17 protein-coding genes and 1 pseudogene are annotated in these 17,855 nt (G+C 42.8%); 15 read left to right on the top strand and 3 right to left on the bottom strand.

Going from position 1 to position 17,855, the window contains the following annotated elements; genetic code table 11:
• Nucleotides 1-138: 138 nt before the first annotated feature.
• Together rnjA and HC026_RS01885 are read right to left on the bottom strand one after the other, a co-directional pair.
• The gene (gene rnjA, locus HC026_RS01890) at nt 139-1,815 is read right to left on the bottom strand and encodes a ribonuclease J1 (protein ID WP_168924283.1); all 1,677 of its coding nucleotides are present in this window, start codon (nt 1,813-1,815) and stop codon (nt 139-141) included.
• Entirely contained in the window at nt 1,812-2,030 is a 219-nt protein-coding gene (locus tag HC026_RS01885; RefSeq protein ID WP_168924282.1) for a DNA-directed RNA polymerase subunit epsilon, read from the bottom strand. Before HC026_RS01885 ends, rnjA begins: the two co-directional genes overlap by 4 nt.
• Before the next feature lie 456 nt (nt 2,031-2,486).
• On the opposite strand from HC026_RS01885, the pseudogene HC026_RS12795 reads away from it, so the two are divergent.
• Together HC026_RS12795 and HC026_RS01875 are read left to right on the top strand one after the other, a co-directional pair.
• Nucleotides 2,487-3,671: pseudogene (locus HC026_RS12795) on the top strand (RNA-guided endonuclease InsQ/TnpB family protein).
• A gap of 152 nt (nt 3,672-3,823) precedes the next feature.
• A complete protein-coding gene (locus HC026_RS01875; RefSeq protein WP_168924281.1) occupies nt 3,824-4,330 on the top strand; it encodes a hypothetical protein in 507 nt (168 codons plus the stop codon).
• A gap of 76 nt (nt 4,331-4,406) precedes the next feature.
• Here HC026_RS01875 and def read toward each other — a convergent pair whose 3' ends face one another.
• Complete coding sequence (def, locus tag HC026_RS01870) at nt 4,407-4,964, bottom strand: peptide deformylase (protein WP_168924280.1); 558 nt, start codon at nt 4,962-4,964, stop codon at nt 4,407-4,409.
• Between the two features lie 295 nt (nt 4,965-5,259).
• Here def and pdhA point away from each other — a divergent pair, with 295 nt between their 5' ends.
• From pdhA to HC026_RS12790, 13 genes are all read left to right on the top strand, one after another.
• Nucleotides 5,260-6,375: a pyruvate dehydrogenase (acetyl-transferring) E1 component subunit alpha gene (pdhA, locus tag HC026_RS01865; RefSeq protein WP_168924279.1), complete on the top strand. Its 1,116-nt coding sequence runs from the start codon at nt 5,260-5,262 to the stop codon at nt 6,373-6,375.
• A 2-nt stretch (nt 6,376-6,377) separates the two neighbouring features.
• Nucleotides 6,378-7,355, top strand: coding sequence for an alpha-ketoacid dehydrogenase subunit beta (locus HC026_RS01860; protein ID WP_168924278.1), 978 nt, complete (start codon nt 6,378-6,380; stop codon nt 7,353-7,355).
• Nucleotides 7,356-7,392: 37 nt separating this feature from the next.
• A complete protein-coding gene (locus tag HC026_RS01855) occupies nt 7,393-8,700 on the top strand; it encodes a 2-oxo acid dehydrogenase subunit E2 (RefSeq protein ID WP_168924277.1) in 1,308 nt (435 codons plus the stop codon).
• A gap of 7 nt (nt 8,701-8,707) precedes the next feature.
• Entirely contained in the window at nt 8,708-10,132 is a 1,425-nt protein-coding gene (gene lpdA / locus HC026_RS01850) for a dihydrolipoyl dehydrogenase (RefSeq protein WP_168924276.1), read from the top strand.
• Between the two features lie 95 nt (nt 10,133-10,227).
• Nucleotides 10,228-10,515, top strand: coding sequence for a UPF0223 family protein (locus HC026_RS01845; RefSeq protein WP_232843559.1), 288 nt, complete (start codon nt 10,228-10,230; stop codon nt 10,513-10,515).
• Nucleotides 10,516-10,519: 4 nt separating this feature from the next.
• Entirely contained in the window at nt 10,520-11,305 is a 786-nt protein-coding gene (locus HC026_RS01840) for an inositol monophosphatase family protein (RefSeq protein WP_168924275.1), read from the top strand.
• Between the two features lie 121 nt (nt 11,306-11,426).
• Entirely contained in the window at nt 11,427-13,262 is a 1,836-nt protein-coding gene (gene typA, locus HC026_RS01835) for a translational GTPase TypA (RefSeq protein WP_168924274.1), read from the top strand.
• 217 nt (nt 13,263-13,479) lie between these two features.
• The gene (locus HC026_RS01830) at nt 13,480-14,682 is read left to right on the top strand and encodes an FtsW/RodA/SpoVE family cell cycle protein (RefSeq protein ID WP_232843558.1); all 1,203 of its coding nucleotides are present in this window, start codon (nt 13,480-13,482) and stop codon (nt 14,680-14,682) included.
• Between the two features lie 4 nt (nt 14,683-14,686).
• The gene (locus HC026_RS01825) at nt 14,687-14,974 is read left to right on the top strand and encodes a YlbG family protein (protein ID WP_168924273.1); all 288 of its coding nucleotides are present in this window, start codon (nt 14,687-14,689) and stop codon (nt 14,972-14,974) included.
• A complete protein-coding gene (gene rsmD / locus HC026_RS01820) occupies nt 14,974-15,537 on the top strand; it encodes a 16S rRNA (guanine(966)-N(2))-methyltransferase RsmD (RefSeq protein ID WP_168924272.1) in 564 nt (187 codons plus the stop codon). Before HC026_RS01825 ends, rsmD begins: the two co-directional genes overlap by 1 nt.
• Nucleotides 15,537-16,019, top strand: a complete 483-nt coding sequence (gene coaD / locus HC026_RS01815) for a pantetheine-phosphate adenylyltransferase (protein ID WP_168924271.1) — start codon at nt 15,537-15,539, stop codon at nt 16,017-16,019. Before rsmD ends, coaD begins: the two co-directional genes overlap by 1 nt.
• Nucleotide 16,020: 1 nt before the next feature.
• Nucleotides 16,021-17,070, top strand: a complete 1,050-nt coding sequence (locus HC026_RS01810) for a SepM family pheromone-processing serine protease (RefSeq protein WP_168924270.1) — start codon at nt 16,021-16,023, stop codon at nt 17,068-17,070.
• 87 nt (nt 17,071-17,157) lie between these two features.
• Nucleotides 17,158-17,823: a helix-hairpin-helix domain-containing protein gene (locus HC026_RS12790; protein ID WP_168924269.1), complete on the top strand. Its 666-nt coding sequence runs from the start codon at nt 17,158-17,160 to the stop codon at nt 17,821-17,823.
• Nucleotides 17,824-17,855 lie beyond the last annotated feature (32 nt).

Below are 17,855 nucleotides of genomic sequence, written 5' to 3'. Positions count from 1 at the left end.
ACTTTATACTTTGCATATTAAAACTAAAAAAGTCCTAATCACAAAGTAGTGATTAGAACTAATTTATAAATTTACCAACAACAGTTGCCAAAGAGCCGAAAAAGGTCATCTGCAAAAGCAGATGACCTTTGATAGTTATTAATCCATAATTAACATTGGTAAAATCATGGGGTGACGTTCAGTCTTTTCATAAAGAAAATTCTGTAGATCGTCAATAATTGCGTTGCGAATTGAAGCTTCGTTAGCCTTCTTAGAACGCATTGCCCGTCGGATAGTCGAAAATACCAAGCGGCGACCTTCGTTTAGCAGCTCACCGGATTCACGCATGTAGACAAAACCACGTGAAAGGAGATCTGGACCGGCTTGAATGATCTTGTCATTCAAGTTGATCGTTGCAACGACGACAACCAGGCCCTCTTCAGAGAGTAGCTGACGATCACGTAACACAACGTTACCGATATCACCGATGCCACTACCGTCAATGTAAACATCACCAGCAGTAAAGTGCCCGGCAATTCTTGCTGAATCTTTGGTGAGGGCAAGAACATCACCATTTTCCATGATGTAGCTGTGATCAAGCGGTACGCCGCATTGTTCGGCTAATTCTGTGTGAATCTTGAGCATTCGGTATTCACCATGAATTGGCATGAAGTACTTCGGCTTCATCAAACGCAGCATTAACTTCTGTTCTTCTTGGCCACCATGACCGGAAGTATGGATGTTGTTAACCTTACCATGGATAACATTGGCACCAGCTTCTTCAAGCTCGTTGATCACGTGGTTCACACTCACAGTGTTACCAGGAATTGGGTTACTTGAGAAGACCACGGTGTCACCAGGCTGAATGGAAATTTGGCGGTGGGTACCGTTGGCAATCCGTGAAAGGGCTGCCATTGGTTCACCTTGAGAGCCGGTACAAAGAATCATGACTTTGTTGGCTGGGGTGGACCGTAATTCGTTTGCATCGATCAAGGCATCGTCCGGAATATTTAGATATCCCAGTTCGCGACCGTTGACGATGGCAGCTTCCATGCTACGACCAAAGACCGCAATTTTACGGCCGTGGGCAAGTGCTGTTTCACAGGCGGTTTCCATCCGGGAAATATTTGAGGCGAAGGTCGCAAATATAATCCGACCATCGACTTCGTCGAAGATGCGGCGAATAGATTTGCCGACCCATTTTTCAGACTTCGTCCAAATTGGCCGTTCAGCGTTGGTGGAATCTGACATTAGACAAAGAACGCCCTCTGCACCAAGACGCGCCATCTTTTGTAAATCAGGCGGCTGATTAGTGACTGGAGTCAGATCGAACTTATAATCCCCAGTCTGGACAATCACGCCAGATGGTGTATGCACGGCGACACCCAAAGTATCCGGAATCGAGTGGGTCGTTCGGAAAAATTCCACACTTGTTTTTCGAAACTTTAACACGGTATCATCGCTGATTTCGTGAAGTTCGGCTGAACGGAGTAAACCGTGTTCATCCAACTTATTTTTGATTAGCGCGAGCGCTAGTGGTCCAGCATAGACGGGCACGTTTAAGTCCTTTAATAGGTAAGGAACACCACCGATATGATCTTCGTGACCATGGGTAATGACTAGTGCTTTGATCTTTTGCTGATTAGCGATTAGATAATGATAGTCAGGGATGACGTAATCAATTCCGAGCAACTCATCTTCTGGGAATTTGATTCCGGCATCAATCAAAATGATTTCATCCTGGAATTGAATACCATATGTATTCTTCCCGATTTCGCCTAAACCACCAACGCCAAAAATTGCTGTTTCGTTGTTTTTGACGTTTAGTTTTTTCATTTATTAAACTCCGTCAACTTATAGTCCGGGTTTTCCTGCTCATATTCAAGGAACTTGCCCTCAAGTGGTTCGATGAATTCGATGTTGTGGTCAGTGTTCTCGGCAACTAAAGCACGTGCTTCGACTTCAGTGGCAGCATCGATATAAAGTGATTTCGTATCCTCACGTTTGGGGTTACGAATCTGATCTTCCTGATAGTAAACTTTAAAAATCATAGTGAAATTGTCTACTTCCTTTCTATAGATACAGCAAATAACTGTATTGATCGATAACCGATCTTTTATTTGTACCGAACGTCTCGTTGTTAATGAACAACAGTTGCTAACATATTATCATATATGAATAAAATTGTATAGTTTTGCAATGTTCTATGGATTCCTTATGTTTCTGTTTTGACAAGCTTTTTCACATGGTTTACGGGCCGACAGATGAAATGTGGTAATATAAATTGAAAAGGGAGGAATGAACGATAACTGTTTGGCTGTAAAAGCATATAAATATTTGTAAAGTGGTGTTTCTATCCTATTCCGTCTTAGTTGATAGCTTATAAGTAGTGATTTATATGAATTTCATTAAAAGGCCTTTGGGGATAAATCCATCCCGTATACTTGAAAGACACCTCACCTTGGTGATTAAATTCCATAAGGCGGAAGAACTGATGTTACTCACCTATAAGGTCGAAATTAAGCCGAAAGATCGAAATTAAGCCGACAGAAAAACAGGCCTGGCTGATTGACTGTCATATTGGCGGCAGTCGTTGGGCCTATAACCTGTTTTTGGATATCAACCGGCAGCGTTATGAGTGCGGTTATCACTATATGGGCGCTTATGAGTTCAGTAAGTGGTTTAACCATGAGTACTTTGAAGCTAATCCTGATGACATATGGATCAAAGATTTATATGCCAAATCGGTTAAGCAGGCCTTTATTGATGCTGACGCAGCCATGAAACGGTTCTTTAAGAAACTGAGCGGTTTCCCGCATTGGCGTTCGTTTAGGCGCGGTCAGGGCAGTTACTACTTTGTTAAAAACAGCAAAACGCAAATCATTCTTTGTCAGCGTCACCGAATCAAACTACCAAAACTTGGCTGGGTACGTTTGAAAGAGTTTGGTTATATTCCTACAGACTCAGAACACTTCGTTATCAAACAAGGCCGAATCAAATTTAAGGCTGGTCGGTATTATTTGACTTGTTTAGTGGAACAGGTTGAATTGCCAAAGTCAGAATTAACGGGTGAGCCTGTTGGAATTGACCTTGGCCTAAAAGAATTTGCCATTCTGAATGATGGTACTTTGTATCATAATCAGAATAAAAGTAGCCGGGTAAGGCGCATCAGAAAACGCCTGCGCCGGCTGCAAAGAAAGTTGTCCCGTCAGCATCGCACGCTGAAAGCTTGAAAACAGAAAGAAGGGAGATCTGCTACTGATTTAAATCTAGCCAAAACTCAGCGGAAAGTACAACGCTTGTATCAACGATTAACCAACATTCAATCAGACTATCAAAATAAGATTATTGCCACTGCGGTGAGAGCCAAACCGCGGTGGGTAGCCTTAGAAGACTTGAATGTTAAAGGTATGATGAAAAATCGGCATTTAGCCAAAGCAATCAGTTACCAAGGCTTCTATAACTTTCGGCTTAAACTGATTGCTAAATGCCAGCAGTTAGGCATTCCGGTGCACTTAACTGGCCGGTTTGAACCAACTTCTAAGTTATGCCATCGGTGTGGCTATAAAAAAGTTGATTTAAAACTAAGTGAGCGAACCTATCAATGTCCTAAATGTAGTTATACCGCAGATCGTGATATTAATGCGGCCCTGAATATTAGGGATACTGAAAACTTTGAACTAGCCTACTAACACAGGCTTCAAAGCATGTACCGGTGGCTAGCCGGGAATTAACGCTTGTGGACTATCATATCAACTGTATTAGCGAGTTTGATGCGAGGCAGGATAGGGAGAAGCAAGAATAATCTATAACTTTTTGTAAGTTATCAGTAGCAGGGTAAGCCATGGATCGAACGATAACGATTTTAATTGCAGTCGTGATAGCCGTTGGACTGTACTTGATTATTCACCATGCAATTGTACAGCGAAACACCAAGAAAGCTCAAAGTGCAGCGCTTGAGCAGACTAATGTCGCTGTGAAGGCAGCCCTTCAACGGTTGGCTGATGAACACTTTATTTCAAGTCCTGCAACGGTGCTTGATGCTAATATCATCCCAGATGGGTGGGGTAGGGGCGTGATGGCGTTTGAGTACCTGTTACTCATTGATGAAGTCACAGCCGACCAGTTGCCGATTTTAAGGCAGCGTCTAAACCATATTTTAGCCGAGTTTTGTCAGGATCACAAAATACCATCAGCGGTTCAGCCTGGCGAATCAGCCTTCTTGGTGACGGATGCCTGGCGACATACTAAGCGGATTCATCTTGGGGTAGCTTATCTAGTTAATGAAGCAACTATTGAATACATTCAAGATTTACACCGGCTGAATCCAAAGACTAAGCCAGTTGAATGAACAAACTTAAACAACAAGAAAACGTCCTGTACAGTCGGCATTGACTGTTCAGGACGTTTTTTAGCTGAGTGTTAAACTACTCAAACATGACGGTATTATCATCTACTTCATATGGGTTTTCCTTGTTGATATGATCATAAAATAAAATTCCGTGCAGATGATCGATTTCGTGTTGGCACACAATGGCAGGATAATTCTTAAGCCGGACCTTGTGTGTTTCACCCTTAGTATCTTGATAACGTAAGGTAATCCGGTCATGTCGTGGCACAAATCCGGGCACTTCTTCATCAACCGATAGGCAACCTTCACCCTCGGTTAATGCACCGTTTTGCACTGAATGGCTAATAATCACTGGATTGATAATCACGTCGGTAAAGGGTGACTTTTCGCCATCTTCGGCAGGAACCAGCACAGCTGCCATCATTTTAGATACACCTACTTGAGGTGCTGCTAAACCAACACCTGCACGTAAACCGTACTTTTTACATAACTCTGGGTCTTGACTAACCTTTAAGTATTCCATCATATCAGAAGCGAGCTTTTGATCCTCTTTTGACAACGGAAATTCGACTTTGGCAGCCTCTTGTCTAAGAACGGGATTGCCATCTCTGGTGATGTCTTTCATTAAAATCACGAAAATTACCTCCAAGATCAATAAACGAATGCTTTAACGATTAATTTTAGCATATTGACGGGTAAAAATGAAATCAAAAAAATGTGAAAGAAAATACAAACATTTTTTCAGAAAAATAGATTCCAGTTCCCATGGGCAACTGAATAACTTTTGCGTTTTAAAAGTAATGTAAGGGCTTGCACGAATTGTGAAAGCGTGGTAATTTAAGAGTGTAGTTGAGAAAAGCAAACGGTTTCAAAACTATGAAAGTGGTTTTGAAACTGATTGCATACAAACGGAAAGGAAAGTGTTAGTTATGGCGAAGAAAACTGGGCAAGTAATTGATTTTGCATCAATTAAAGCCACGATGAGCGATCCGTATAAGAAAACGTTCCAAATTGTGGACAAAGATGCGAAGATCGTGAATCAAGAACTTTTCGATACTTTTTCAGATGATCAGTTAGTTGATTTTATGAAAAAGATGGTTTGGGAGCGTACATTGCACGAACAAACAATGAACTTCTCTCGTCAAGGCCGGTTAGGATTCTACGCACCGACTTTTGGTGAGGAAGCAAGTGAAATGGGGTCCGTTTCAGCATTTAAAGACCAAGATTTCCTGTTCCCTGCCTACCGTGACTTGCCACAATTAATTCAACATGGTGCTTCAGTTACCCAAGGCTTCTTATGGTCGAAAGGTAACGCAGTTGGTGATGATTATGGTGAACAACGTAATTGGTTCCCACAAATTATCATTGGTGCGCAATACGTTGAAGCTGCCGGCGCCGCATTGGGTATTAAGAAGAACGGCGAAAAAGATGCCGTATCATTCGTTTATACCGGTGATGGTGGTACTTCGCAAGGGGACTTCTACGAAGGTGTTAACTTTGCATCTTCATTCCAAGCTCCTGCTGTATTCATGGTTCAAAATAATGGCTGGGCAATTTCAGTTCCACGTTACAAGCAAACCGCTGCTGAAACCTTAGCTCAAAAAGCCGTTGCATCTGGTGTTCCTTCTATTCAAGTAGATGGGATGGATGTATTGGCAGTTTACATTGCAACTCAAGAAGCACGTGAATTTGCTGCTGCCGGTAACGGTCCTGTATTAGTTGAAACCTTGACCTATCGTTATGGTGCTCACTCAAGTGCTGGTGATGATCCTAGCCGTTACCGGACTAAGGAAGAAGAAAAGCCTTGGTTCGATGCCGATCCTTTGATTCGGATGCGTAAGATTTTAGGCGACAAGGGATTATGGTCACAAGATGAAGAAGACAAACTTGTTGAGGAATACAAGGACAGCTTTAAAGCATCAATGAAAGAAGCTGAAAATACACCTACGCAATCAGTTGTTGATATGTTGAAGACCACGTTCGAAGAACCAACTCCACAAATCAAAGCTGACATTGCAAGATTCGAAGCAAAGGAGTCGAAGTAACCATGGCTAAATTAACTTATATTAAAGCAATTACAGATGGTTTAGACGTTGTCTTAGGCGAAGATCCAAAGACTTTGATCTTCGGTGAAGATGTTGGTAAAAACGGTGGTGTTTTCCGGACTACTGAAGGTCTGCAAGACAAGTATGGCGAAGATCGTGTCTTCGATACACCATTAGCTGAATCAGGAATTTTAGGGTTATCCATTGGGTTAGCTGCAACTGGCTGGCGGCCAATTCCTGAAATTCAATTTATGGGCTTTACATTTGAAGCCGTTGATTCATTAGGTGGTCAAATGTCACGTAACCGGTTCCGGTTCAGTGGCAAACGTGCGATGCCAATCACCGTGCGGACACCATTTGGTGGTGGGACTCATACCGCTGAAATGCATGCTGATAACCTTGAAAACTACTTCGTTGGCACACCAGGTTTACGGGTGGTTACACCTGCTAACCCATATGATGCTAAAGGCATGATCATTTCAGCCGTTGAAAATAACGACCCCGTTCTCTTCATGGAAAACCTGAAGCTTTATCGTTCAATGAAGGATGAAATTCCAGAAGGTAAGTATACTGTACCGCTAGACACAGCCAAGGTTGTGCGTGAAGGTACTGATATTACACTTGTGGCTTACAGTGCTGAAGTTAACGAATCATTAAAAGCTGCTGACGCATTGGCAAAGGACAACATCTCTGCTGAAGTGATTGACCTTCGTTCACTGTCACCAATCGATACTGATACGATCTTCAAGTCAGTTGAAAAAACTCACAAAGTAGTTGTCGTCCAAGAAGCTCAAAAGATGGCTGGTGTTGGTGCTCAGGTTACTGCTGAGATTGCTGAAAACGCTATCATGAACTTGGATGCACCAATTGGCCGTGTAGCTGCTCCAGATAGCGTTTACCCATGGGCACAGGTCGAAAACGACTGGCTGCCAAACGCAGACGATATCGAAGAAAAAGCACGCGAAATATTGAACTATTAATCTAACGACTATTTTGTAAAAGAAAGGAAGTTTTTCCATGGCTTATGCATTCAAACTCCCAGAGCTTGGTGAAGGTATGGCCGAAGGTGAAGTTGCATCATGGGATGTTAAAGAAGGGGACACTGTTAAGGAAGACGACGTTTTAGTTGAAATCCAAAACGATAAATCCGTTTCTGAACTGCCATCACCTGTCGACGGTACGATTAAGAAAATTGTTAAGCAGGAGGGTGAAACCGCTGAAATTGGCGATACTTTAGTTGTCATTGATGATGGTTCACCTGATACACCTGAGGATGACTCAGCGGATAGTTCATCTGCCGAAGCACCTAAAGAAGAAGCTGCCCCAGCACCAGAACCAGCAGCCGCTCCAGCTGCAGCCGCTGCTCCAGCAGCACCAACTGGTGTTCCTGCACAATCTGATCCAAACAAGTTGGTCTTAGCAATGCCTTCTGTACGTCAATATGCACGTGACAAGGGCGTAGATATTACAGCAGTTACGCCAACCGGTAAACACGGTCAGATTGTGAAAGCTGATATTGATAACTTTAATGGCGCTGCAGCTCCTGCCGCAGCAGCCGCACCTGCTGCAGCCGCTGCACCAGCAGCCGCACCAATCAAGCCTTACAAGGAAGCACAACCTGATCTTGAAACTCGTGAGCCAATGTCAATGGTTCGTAAAGTTATTGCTAAGGCTATGCGGACTTCAAAGGATATCTCACCTCATGTTACTTCGTTCCAAGACGTTGAAGTTTCTGCTTTGATGGCTAACCGGAAGAAGTACAAGGCAATGGCTGCCGATAAGGAAATTCATTTGACCTTCTTGCCATACATTGTCAAAGCACTGGTTGCTGTTTTGAAAGAATTCCCAGAATTCGATGCTTCAATTGACAGTGCTTCAGAAGAAATTGTTTACAAGCATTACTACAACATTGGAATTGCAACTGATACTGATCATGGTCTGTATGTTCCAAATATTAAGAACGCAGATTCAAAAGGTTTGTTCGAAATTGCTAAGGAAATTTCTGACAACACCCAAGCTGCTAAAGATAACAAATTGAGTGCTGCTCAAATGTCTGGCGGTTCAATCACCATTAGTAACGTTGGTTCGATTGGTGGTGGCTTCTTCACTCCAGTTATTAATCAACCAGAAGTTGCAATCTTAGGTGTTGGTAAGATTGCTAAAGAACCATATGTCAACGAAGATGGCGAAATCGCAGTTGGCAATATGTTGAAGTTATCGTTGAGTTATGATCACCGTCTGATTGATGGTGCTTTAGCACAACGTGCTTTGAACATGTTAAATGATTTACTTCATGAACCAGAATTGTTATTAATGGAAGGATGACCCTTATATGTCAGATGCTGAAAAACGTGATACTGTCATTATTGGTGCCGGTCCTGGCGGCTATGTAGCTGCTATTCGGGCCGCAGAACTTGGCCAAACCGTGACGGTAATTGAAAAAGGCAATGTTGGTGGTGTTTGTTTAAACGTTGGTTGTGTGCCTTCGAAGGCATTGATCAATGCAGGCCACCGCTTTAAGGAAGCTCAAGATGCCTCAACCTTTGGTATTACAACTCAGGCGCCTTCAATTGATTTTAGTAAGACGCAAGATTGGAAACAAAAAAAGGTTGTTGACCGTATGACCAGCGGTGTCAAAATGTTGTTGAAGAAGCACAAAGTGGAGGTCGTTGAAGGCGAAGCTGTACTTGATTCAAACACCAAGTTACGCGTTGTGTCCACCGGTCCAAAGCAATTTATGAGTGCTGACGATGGCTTGACCATTGAGTTCAAGAACTTAATCATTGCAACTGGTAGTCGTCCAGTAGAAATTCCTGGCTTCAAGTTTGAAGGTCGAGTCATTGATTCGACTGGCGGCTTGAACTTACCAGAAATTCCTAAAGAATTCGTTGTTATTGGCGGAGGTTACGTTGGAACTGAATTAGCTGGTGCATACGCTAACTTAGGTTCACACGTTACAATCGTCGAAGGTACGGATTCAATCTTGCCTAACTTCGATAAGGACATGGTCAAAGTTGTTCTTAGTCAAATGAAGAAGAAGGGCATCGACGTCATCACTGGTGCTATGGCTAAGAAAGCAGAACAAGATGACAAATCTGTTACTGTTACTTACGCTGTAGATGGCAAAGAAGCAACGATCAAAGCTGATTACTGCATGGTAACTGTTGGTCGTAAAGCTAACACCGATGACCTTGGTCTTGAAATGACCGATGTTAAAGTGGGTGACCATGGTTTGATTGAAGTCGATCAACAAGGTCGTACTTCAGTTCCAAACATCTTTGCTATTGGTGATATTGTTGCAGGCCCAGCCTTGGCTCACAAAGCCTTCTTTGAAGCTAAGACCGCTGCCGGCGCAATTGCTGGTAACAAGACCGCCAATGATTGGGTTGGTGTGCCAGCCGTTTGCTTTGCTGACCCTGAACTTGCTACTGTTGGCTTGACACAAAGTGAAGCCAAGGATAAGGGCATTGAGGTTAGCACCGCTAAGTTCCCATTTGCAGGTAATGCACGTGCCGTTTCATTGGATCAGCCAGATGGCTTCGTTCGTTTGGTAACCACTAAGGATGACGATCATAACCTTCTTGGTGCGCAGGTCGTTGGACCAGGTGCATCAGATTTGATTGCTGAATTGAGTTTAGCAGTTAACAGCGGTATGAACGCTGAAGACATTGCTTTAACCATTCACCCACATCCAACGTTGAGTGAACCAATTCAAGAAGCTGCAGATGTTGCGATTGGTTTCCCAACCCACATCTAAACTTGACATTAACGGAAGGATCAGGCTATGTGCCTGGTCCTTTTTTGCTGTATAATAATCTGGAAGAAATAATAAAGAATAGATGGGGTGCCATTTTGAAAAATTTTAGTTATCCCTTGGAGCAAGATTGGTCGACGGATGAAATTGTTACCGTGACGACTTTTTATCGGCAAATTGAAGATGCGTATGAACTCTCACAGGGAGTGACGGTAGATGCCTTGTTATCAGCGTATTCGGCATTTAAACAGATTGTGCCATCGAAATCACAAGAAAAACGGCTGGGTAAGCAGTTTGAACGGCTAACTGGGTATAGTTGGTATCAGACGCTCAAAACGGCGCGTGAGACTAGTAAAAAGTCGGTTAAAATGACGATAGGGGGTTGAAGCAATGAATGAGTCAGAACTTCATCGGATTGATCGCTCCGTTAAACGTTGGCTGCATACATCACGAGAGTTTATTCTCAAGAAGATGGAAGAAAGCCTGAACGTCTCAGAAAAAACGGGTCGTAAAGACCTTGTTACAAATGTTGATAAGGAAAACGAAAAATTCCTTATCAGTAAAATTCGAACGTTTGCGCCGGATAGCCAAATTTTAGGTGAAGAGGGTTTTGGTGATCAAATTCGTCAGACTAAAGGCTGGGTTTGGGTTGTTGACCCTATTGATGGGACAATGAACTTTGTTAAACAGCGGGATCATTTTGCCATCATGATCGCCCTTTATATCGATGGACAAGGTGTTTTAGGGTATATTTATGATGTGATTGGGGATCAACTTCTCTCGGGTGGTCCTGATTTAGGGGTGTTCAACAACGATGAGGTTTTAGCAGCACCTGCCAATGTGAGTTTGCGGGATGGGTTGATTTGTGTCAGTGGCCCAATGGTGATGCACAATTATCATAATTTTCAGACCGTCGTGGAGACGAGTTCGGGTTTAAGAATTTACGGTTCAGCTGGAATTGAAATGATTCATGTATTAAAGGGTGAAACGGTTGCATACGTTTCTTACCTGAAACCGTGGGATTTTGGTGCCGGCAAGATTCTTGCAGAAAGTCTTGGACTTGCGGTGACAACAGTTGACGGGAAGCCTCTAGATATGCTATCATCAGACTTCGTAATGGTAGCAACGGTACAAGCACAACAAGACATTCTGCCAATCATCGGTTCAAACGTCTGACTGTGACGCTGGTCACAGTTTTTTTATGGCGTTAAGTCAAGGTGTAGAGTGTGGAGACTGCGCTACAGTTTGACCGTTAAATAATGAAGATTCACGCGTTTATGAAAGGAAGAACAAGATTTTGAAAACCAGAGATGACATTCGTAACATCGCAATTATTGCCCACGTTGACCACGGTAAGACTACCTTGGTTAATGAATTAATGAAACAATCAGATACTTTAGATGAACACACGGAGATTGCAGACCGTGCGTTGGACTCTAACGATATCGAAAAGGAACGTGGGATTACGATCCTTTCAAAGAACACCGCAGTCCGTTATGGGGATAAGCAGATCAACATCTTGGATACCCCAGGACATGCTGACTTCGGTGGTGAAGTTGAACGGATCATGCGAATGGTTGATGGCGTTTTGCTTGTTGTTGATGCCTTTGAAGGCACAATGCCGCAAACTCGTTTTGTTTTGAAAAAAGCATTAGATCAACATTTAACACCAATTGTTGTAATCAACAAGGTTGACCGCCCAGGCGCTCGTCCTTCAGAAGTTGTTGATGAAGTGTTGGACCTATTCATTGAATTAGGTGCCGACGAAGATCAACTTGATTTCCCAGTGGTTTATGCCTCGGCTATGAACGGGACATCCAGTTACGATCCTGATATTGCAACTCAAGAACACACCATGAAGCCAGTCTTTGATACCATCATTGACCGGATTCCTTCACCAATTGACAACTCAGACGAACCACTTCAATTCCAAGTTGCCTTACTAGACTACAACGATTTCGTTGGTCGTGTTGGTATTGGCCGGATTTTCCGTGGCAGCATCAAGGTTGGTGATAACGTTACAGTTATGAAGTTAGACGGTAGCACTAAGAACTTCCGTGTAACTAAGTTGTTTGGTTACTTTGGCTTGAAGCGTCTTGAAATCAACGAAGCTAAAGCCGGTGACTTGATTGCCGTATCTGGGATGGAAGATATCAACGTTGGTGAAACGGTGACCGCTTCTGATACTCAAGAAGCATTGCCAATTTTACGGATTGACGAACCAACTTTGCAGATGACATTCCGGACTAACAACTCACCATTTGCTGGTCAAGACGGTAAGTTTGTGACCAGTCGTCAATTGGAACAACGTTTGAAGACTGAGCTTGAAACTGATGTTTCGCTCCGTGTTGATGATACTGATGAACCAGGTGCATGGGTTGTTTCTGGCCGTGGTGAATTGCATTTATCAATCTTGATTGAAACCCTCCGTCGTGAAGGCTTTGAACTTCAAGTATCACGTCCAGAAGTTATCTATCGTGATGTTGAAGGCGTTAAGTCAGAACCATTTGAAGAAGTTCAAATCGATACTCCTGACGAATACACCGGTAGCGTTATCGATTCCCTTTCACAACGTAAGGGTGAGATGCAAAATATGGAGAGTACTGATAATGGTCAAACTCGTTTGACCTTCTTAGCACCTTCACGTGGCTTGATCGGGTATTCAACTGAATTCATGTCAATGACTCGTGGATATGGAATCATGAACCATACTTTCGAAAAGTATGCGCCAGTAATTAAGAACTGGAACCCTGGTCGTAAGAAGGGTACTCTAGTTTCAATGAATTCTGGTAAGGCAACCACTTATGCCATGATGGGTATTGAATCTCGTGGTACGTTGCTGATTGATCCAGGTACTGATGTGTACGAAGGTATGATCGTTGGTGAAAATAGCCGTGAAAACGATATTACCGTTAACATCACTAAGGGTAAGAACTTGACCAACGTCCGTGCTGCTGGTTCTGACGACATGGCTCGTATCAAGACACCTACTCATTTGTCACTTGAAGAATCACTTGAATTCTTGAACACTGACGAATATTGTGAAGTTACCCCTAATCATGTTCGTCTTCGGAAGCAAATTCTGAATACTAACGAACGTGAAAAGGCTGCTAAGCGGGCTCGTCACAACTAGATCTTCGACTTAAGTTAATAAATAATGTAATCTCATTGTAGTTGCAAAGTGAATTAATCATTTTGCTACTACAATGGGATTTTTTTGCGTATTAATTCTAGTTTTCGTTAGTGAAATTTTAAAGCTTTTATATGGATTTACCTCAAAACCTGCCAATATGCTATAATCAAGTGAGTTTATTCAGAAAATTTAGTGGAGTAGTTTGGGGATTTTTTAGATGCAAAATTGGTTAGCTACGAGGTTAATGGAAATACGAGACGCATTCAGCGTGAGAAAGTTAAAAGATTTGGATTACTGGTTACTGATACCCTATTTAATTTTATGCGGTATTGGTGTGGTCATGGTTTACTCATCCAGTTCAAACGTTGCGGTTCAGATGGGGTCAACACCAATCAGTTATCTATTTAAGCAACTCCTTTTTGTTCTGATCGGGTTTGTTATCGTGTTATTCATGTTTATGTTGCCACCGCACTTTATCAAAAGTGGCAAGGTAATGGGTGCATTATATCTGGTTTTAGTATTTGCCCTGTTTGGGTTACTGATCGTTGGTAAAACCATTAATGGGGCTGCTGGGTGGTTTCGACTCGGACCGTTCAGCGTTCAGCCAGCTGAATTGGTTAAAGTTGTGCTGATTCTTTTCATGGCCAGGACGCTCACGATGTCCGATACGCCTGATGACATTGTCGATGGTCATTGGTGGCGCAGCATGTGGTTTCCCGTACTCATGAGTGCTATTTTGATTGGTTTAGTCTTTATTCAGCCGGATATGGGAAGTGCTGTCATTATTTCCGCCATTGTGTTCATTGTCTGTTTAAGCAGCGGGTATTCATTCATCAAGAGTTATGGAATATTAGCCGGGGTTGCAGCAGTCATCGCTGTGGTTATTTTTCCGATTGCGTTGAAGCTTTCTGAGTCAGGTACGATTAAGTCGTATAAGCTGGCTCGATTAGTGGCCTTTGTTGATCCATTTGGGCATGCTAATGGTTCTGGTCAACAACTGGTCAATTCCTATTATGCCCTGAGCAATGGTGGACTCTTCGGCGTCGGACTTGGTAATTCAATTCAGAAACGTGGGTACTTGCCCGAACCCAATACCGATTTTATCATGGCAATCACCAGTGAAGAACTCGGATTGATTGGGGTCGTGACCATAATGATTTTATTAGGGATCATCATTTGGCAAATTATTCGGATTGGAATTCAATCAACTGATTCGTTCAATACACTAGTTTGCTATGGTGTGGCAACCTACTTCGCTGTTCAAGCATTCATTAATGTCGGCGGGGTCGTCGGTTGGCTACCCATCACTGGTGTTACATTTCCGTTTATCAGTTATGGTGGATCCAGTATGTTTTCACTGACACTTTCATTAGGAATTATTTTAAATATAAGTGCACAAGAACGTCGAAAGCGGGGTTAAAAATATGGATGTGCAAGCACGAACGAGCTTGGTCGTGTACGTTTCAAGTTTGCGGCAAGTTCGGCAACTCAAACGATATGGTCATCTTGAGTACGTTTCAAAACGGATGCGGTATGCCGTTATTTATGTGAACGAAGATGAGGCAAAAGAGACCATTGGCCGGTTGAAACAGCTTCGTTTTGTGAAGCGAATCATTGAATCACCTCGAAATGAATTAATGGCGCTGCTGGGGCTATCCGGTGAGCAAAAAGTACAGGAAGATCAAATTAATTTTGAGGAGGATGAAGAGTAATGCGGGTTGTTGCAGGAGAGTATGGGGGTCGCCGTCTAAAAGCGGTTCCCGGAATGAAAACTCGGCCCACGACGGACAAGGTTAAAGAGGCCATGTTCAATATTCTTGGTCCTTATTTTGATGGCGGTAGAAGTTTGGATCTTTTTGCAGGCTCTGGCGGGCTTAGCATTGAAGGCGTGTCTCGTGGTATTGACCATGCCGTGTTAATTGACCGGCAAGCTGCCGCAATCAAAACAATTGACCAGAATATTGAAGTGACCAAAGAGCCCGATAAGTTTACGGTGATCAAACGAGATGCAGAGATCGCTTTGAAACAGCTTCAAGCGCAGCATGAATCCTTCGATTTAATCTATTTTGATCCGCCTTACCGTGAACAAAAAATTGTCAAAGAAATCTTGGAATTGATTAGTAGTCAACTACTCAACCCAGATTGTCGAATCATGTGTGAAACCAATCAAGAAGCTGATTTACCAGCAGAAATTGGCGATTGCACCCGCATAGTTGAGAAGTCTTATGGGATTACCAAAATTACGGTTTACCGTTATCAAGGGGGTGTCCAGTAATGACAATTGCAGTTTATCCTGGTAGTTTTGACCCATTGACGCTAGGACACTTAAATATTATTGAACGGGCAAGCAAACTTTTTGATCAGGTAATCGTTACAGTGGGGATCAACATCAGCAAAAACATGTTGTTTGCGCCAGAAGAACGGGTTGCTTTGATTAAAAAAAGTGTTGCTCATTTACCTAACGTTACCGTTCAAACAGAATCTGGTCTGACCGTTCAATTCGTTAAAAAGGTTGGTGCTAGCGTTATTGTGCGTGGCCTCCGGGACTCAAAGGATCTATCGTACGAGTCGGGGATTGCTAACATGAACCACTACCTGGACGATTCTATTGAATCCGTTTTTTTGGTAACCGATCCGAAGTTTGCCTTTATTTCATCTTCTTTACTGAAAGAAGTCCTTCATTTTCACGGTGATATTTCTAAGCTGGTGCCGCCAGCGGTCGCCGAAGCTTTAAATCAAAGACAAAGGTCAGAATAATATGAATAAACAAACGCGAAAAAGATTTCTTCGAAATGGGATTGGCATCGTTTTAGCCATTTTGATTCTGGCTGCCTTCTTTTGGCCGATGCCATCATACATTGAATCACCTGGCTCAGCGGATAATTTAAAATCATTTGTTAAGATTAAGAATTATCCTGATAAGCATCCAGGTAAGTTTATGATCACCTCGGTTAAATTGGCTCAAGCACATCCTGTGACCTATCTAATGGCAAAAATTTCACCGTATGCTTCTGTTGAAAGTGAACAAAGCGTTACTGGTGGACAAAGTAACGATACATATGTCAAAATGCAGGATTTTTACATGCAGAGTGCAATTAATGAAGCAAAAGCGGTGGCAGTCAAAGCTGCCCATAAAAAGGTGACTAAAGACTATTTAGGTATTTATGTCATGGAAGTGCAGAAAAATTCACAGTTTAAGCATCAGCTGAAGGTGGGAGACACCATTACTAAAGTTGATGGGCACCACTTCCAAAGTGCATTCGGTTTTCAAAAGTATATTGCCAAAAAAGCGGTTGGAGATCGCTTGCGGGTTCAGTATCAACATGATGGCAAGCTAAGGACTGCCACCGCACCGTTGATTAAACTATCAAGTGGCAAGACTGGCATTGGCATTATTCTGACGGATAATGTGAAGATCAAAACCAATCCTGATGTGAAAGTCGATCCAGGTCAAATTGGCGGCCCATCAGGGGGGTTAATGTTTAGCTTGCAAATCTATGGTCAGTTGACCAAGCAAAATATTCGTCATGGGCAAAACATTGCTGGAACTGGAACGATTAATCCTGATGGTACTGTGGGTGAAATTGGCGGTATCGATAAAAAAGTTGTCGCGGCTAAAAAAGCTGGCGCAACAATCTTTTTCGCCCCGTATTTGAAGCCAACTAAAGCGGTTTTGCAACTTGAACCTGGTCATGTCACAAATTACCAGTTAGCCAAAAAGACGGCTAAAAAAGTCGCACCACACATGAAGGTTGTTCCCGTTTCAACCTTCAATCAAGCTGTTCACTATTTGAATACGCATCGTTAAAAAACGTTCCAAGAAGAAATTGATCTTCTTGGAACGTTTTTGTCTGGCCTTTCGTAGTTAGTTTTAGTATAGAAGGGAGTGAAAAAAGTGGATAGGTTAAAGGAATTGCTAGAAAACAGTACTCGCCAAACATGGATCATCATCGGGTTGGGTCTTACCACCTTGATTACAGTGGGCTTTTTATTTTTTGGTCAGCAACCAGTGGCTGACTCACAACCTGCGTTTGCATCAGAATCAATTATGTCTAGCGCTGAAGGAACCACAACAGCAAGTTCTGCTGCCACGACTAGTCAAACGAGTGTCAGTACGACGATGTATGTGGACGTCAAAGGTGAAGTTAAACAGCCTGGCATGAAGAAAGTTGAGTCGACAATGCGAGTGATCGATGCCGTTCAATTGGCAGGGGGATTCACCAGTAGAGCTGATCAGAAACAAGTGAATTTGGCACAAAAATTAACTGATTCGCAGGTTGTGTACATCCCAAAACATGGTGAAGAGATACCAGCTTCTTCAGCAGGAACGGCCACGACTGGTGGAGCTGCTAGTTCTGAAAGTGCAGCACCCCAGGTGAATATTAATACCGCGGATGCAACGGCTCTGCAGCAATTAGATGGCGTGGGTGAGAAAAAGGCTGAAAAGATTTTGGCATATCGACAAGAACATGGTGGGTTTAAATCGGTTGATGATCTCAAAAACGTCAATGGGTTTGGTGATAAAACTCTCGAACGACTAAAGCCGCAAATCATCATCTAACATTATCAAGATTCAATTAAATTTGGTATACT

It is taken from the genome of Secundilactobacillus angelensis (assembly GCF_012641075.1).
In the GTDB taxonomy this organism is placed as follows: domain Bacteria; phylum Bacillota; class Bacilli; order Lactobacillales; family Lactobacillaceae; genus Secundilactobacillus; species Secundilactobacillus angelensis.
The sequence above is the reverse complement of the archived record's forward strand: the minus strand, read 5'-3'. Positions and strand labels throughout refer to the sequence as shown.